The organism is Spiroplasma endosymbiont of Megaselia nigra, from assembly GCF_003987485.1.
In the GTDB taxonomy this organism is placed as follows: domain Bacteria; phylum Bacillota_I; class Bacilli_A; order Mycoplasmatales; family Mycoplasmataceae; genus Spiroplasma.
The window spans coordinates 1-3,875 of sequence record NZ_RCOO01000107.1 but is presented as its reverse complement, the minus strand read 5'-3'; the positions used below and the strand labels follow the sequence as shown (position 1 = coordinate 3,875).

At 24.9% G+C, this 3,875-nt stretch carries 3 protein-coding genes; all 3 read right to left on the bottom strand.

Going from position 1 to position 3,875, the window contains the following annotated elements; translation table 4 throughout:
• Positions 1-133 precede the first annotated feature (133 nt).
• A complete protein-coding gene (locus D9R21_RS04850) occupies positions 134-1,120 on the bottom strand; it encodes an ABC transporter ATP-binding protein (RefSeq protein WP_126821327.1) in 987 nt (328 codons plus the stop codon).
• Between the two features lie 25 nt (positions 1,121-1,145).
• Positions 1,146-2,999: an ABC transporter permease gene (locus D9R21_RS04845; RefSeq protein WP_126821326.1), complete on the bottom strand. Its 1,854-nt coding sequence runs from the start codon at positions 2,997-2,999 to the stop codon at positions 1,146-1,148.
• A 108-nt stretch (positions 3,000-3,107) separates the two neighbouring features.
• Complete coding sequence (locus D9R21_RS04840) at positions 3,108-3,656, bottom strand: hypothetical protein (protein WP_126821325.1); 549 nt, start codon at positions 3,654-3,656, stop codon at positions 3,108-3,110.
• Between the last annotated feature and the right edge of the window lie 219 nt (positions 3,657-3,875).

Sequence of the window (3,875 nt, the reverse complement as noted above, 5' to 3'; positions counted from 1 at the left end):
GCGATGTTTGTTCAATTTCTTTTACTGTATTTTTTCGAAATTCTGCAGTATATGTTTTAAATTTTTGTTCTTTTCCTGCCATTAAAAAATGCACCTCCTCTAAAAGTTTAGTAAAGTTCTTTTTTAATTTTACTTACTTTTTGGGGTGCAGTCTTTTCCCTTTTCGTAATTTACGATTAGTAGTCATATTAGGAGGTAGCGTAATATTTAATTTTTGTAATAGAAAATCAAACGAAAATTCAACTTCACTAATTTTAGCAATTTTAATTTGTTTTTTTAATGCATATTGAGTAACATAATATAAATGTAATGGTGAATTTAAAACAAAATTTAACGAATTATTTGCTCGATCATATCAGTTTGGTACTCGGTTTGAATTAAAATAACGAATCATTGCTTGGGGATTATTAGTCACTAGATAATAACTATTTTTAATATTAAAGGCATCTAATTGCCCCGTATAAATTTGCGTTCCATTCATTACCATTGTAAATTCATCAATATAGTCTTTAATTTCATCTAGTAAATGGGATGAAAAAAAGACAGTTTTACCTTTAAGTGTTAATTGTTTTAAGTAAAAAATAATTTTTTTTCGATTATTAATATCTAATCCCGCTTCTGGTTCATCTAAAATTAAAATTTCAGGATCATGAATAATACCTTGAATAATCATTACTCTTTTTTTCATTCCTGATGAAAATGAATTAACATCTTTATCACGGTGTTCTCAAATTTCTAATGATTTCATTAAATATTCAATGCGGTCACGAAGATATTTACCTCGTAAACCATTTGTTTTTCCTAAATATTTTAAAAAATTATAAGAACTAATATTTTCAGGAAAAGTAACAAACTCAGGAACATAACCAATCATTTTTTTCATACTAATTTTTGTTGCTTTTTTACCAAAAATTGTAATATCACCACGAAAGAACTTTAAACCACCAATTAAAGATTTAATGAAAACTGTTTTTCCACTTCCAGAAGCACCTAAAATGGCATGTAATTTTCCACGACTAACATTAAAATTAAATGGACCAACAATAATATTTTTAAACTTTTTGCTAAAATTACGTGAAGAAATTGCCACATCGCTAAGTACTAATGCATTATTATTCATGTTTTAACATCTCCTTTCCCCCGCCTTAAGTAATATTTTTGCGACGTAAAATTAAATAAGCATTAATTAAAAATAAACCGGATATTCCTAAATAAACATATAACAATAAATTAATATTTAAAAATGGTGGTACATCAAGGTCAACTTTTTTATCTTGTTGTAATGCTATTGGTAAATCTTGATAACTCATTAAATAATTGTTTTGAACACTAAAATCAATATTACTTCGTTGCAATGGTTCAAATCAAAATGGAACATATGATAAAGAACTTGTTCAAATTTGATTTCAATGTTCAATAATATTAATTTTAGAAATTAATTCATAAGTTTGCATTAAATCATCATATTTTTGTCATTCGGTATTTATTTTAATTGGTACACCTTCAAGTAATTTATAATCCATTATTTTTTTTAAAATATTAATTTCAATTTTCCTTAAAACATAAAGTGTTTTAATTTCAAAACCATCTTCAATTCTATCTTCAGCGCCAAAATAATTAAGAATTCAATCTTGAAACTCAGTACCATTATCATATTTTGAATCAAATGGTGATATCCCAGTTCGAGCAAATTCAGAACGAAAAACATTTACTGGATTAAATCTATTTGGCTCAGATAACTTTCGTTCTTCTGTTACTACTTTTCTATCAGATGATGATAAACTATAATAGGATTTATCTAAATCAAAGTAAAATAATGAATTTACATTTAAATCATTTATTCTAAGATACAAGTCTCACGATTTTGCACTTCTTCCAATAAAGTTAATAGCGTCAAGTAATTCTTGATGAATTTCATTATTTGAATCTAATTCTCCTGGTGATTTGAAAAAGAAATTTGTCGCAAAGTTTACTTTCATTTGAAGATTACTTCCGCCAACTTTATTAATAATTTCAAAAATGGTTTCATCCTTATTATCATATTTATATTTTGTTATTTTATCTCACTTATTAAGTTGGCTAATTGTATAACTACTTTCTTTTGGTTTTGTTAAACCTAATGATTGATAAAATTCTAATCGTTTAATTCGAAAAGTAGGATCACCTGTAATATTTTCATAGTCTCGCGTTTTAAAAACTTTATCTAAATCATCATAATCTCACGAATTATAAAAATCTCAAATTTTGCTAGTTAAATTATCATATTTAATTAATTTTTTTTCTAAATTTCTTTTAAAATTAATTGTACTTTTAATAATATGCACAGGATAAGGCTGCTTGGTCATATTAGTGCCAACAAATGATAAATCAATTGTATTAGCTAAACTCATAATTAACGAATATGGCATCCCACCAACTAAAAATAAACTACAGAAAATAACAACAATTAATAAAACTACTTGTGAATTTAAAAAAGTTACCGCAAATAAAATACCACTTGATGCAAAAAAAGATAATGCCAAAGAATATAAAAATAATTTCAATAATAAATTTTGATAAACTTGTAAATACTGTGGATCATTATTAATTAAATAACCAATATAACCAATTCCTAAAGCAAATAAAATAATTGTTCCTAAGAAAAAGATAATCAAAATTCAAAGTGAAATTAATTTTAAGAAAAATAAAGTAAATCGAGAATATGGTTTGGAAATTAAAAGTAAATATGTCCCATCTTCAAATTCTCGACCAAAAATTTTAATGATAACTAACAACACAAACAATAATAATAAAATATTATTAAAAATAAACACTCCGTATTGAAAATTTTTTAAAAAATCATAAATATTTGTTGAAGATAAAAAAAGAGTAATCGCAATTGCACCAAATAAAACAAGTGACAATAACACTAAAACTCAAACTGCCATTGAACGGCGGATTTTAAAAATTGAAAATGATATTATTGAATATCATGAATTTGATTTACCTTTTTTAAGCATTTTATTCTCCATCTATTTTCTTAAATTACTCAATTTATGTCTCTTAATTTTATAGCGAGGTATTTATACAATATGTATTTTATCATTTTTTATGCATTTTATCATTTTTTAATTTGTTTTACTAGTATAACTAATTTTTAAATTATATTTAAAATTACCTTGTAAGTGAAATTGATCAAACGCTTGTTTATGAACATATGGCATAATATTAATAATTTTTTCATTATTTTTTAAATCAACAAATTTTCAACTAATTTTTAAGTGTTTGACATCACCGTTTTGATAAATATTTGTAACTTCAAGTTTTGGTCGATATTGTTTATTTAGTACCGATGCTAAATTATTTTTTTGGGCTTGGGAAATTTCAATTCTTGTCCCTAATGCTGGTAAATAAGCTTGTCATGCATCAATAGTAAAGACCATTGAGTTATCATATAATTTTAAAAGAGAATTAAAATGTTTTGTAAAATCTGTTCGCTCATATTTCCCCACTATACCACCATTTAAATCAACAACACCATTGATATTAATAACACCAGAAGCAACTACTGGTTTGACCTTAACACCAAGATGTAAAACTGCTTGCCCAGTATATCCTTTAATATTTATTGCATCTAATTGCAGCAGAATAATATATTCAACGTTATCATTTATCATTTGTAAAGTAAAGATGCAAGTAGGATTTTTAACCCTTATAAGACTGCACCCCAAAAAGTAAGTATTAGTAAAAAAGGTTTATAAACTTTTATTTATTATATCCTTTTCTTTGCGGCTTGAATATCATTTATTTCATTTTTTAACATCATTAATATATTCGTCATGCGATAAGTAAATATTGTTATGAATTGTTGCTTTTTTTAATAAAGAATGAAAACT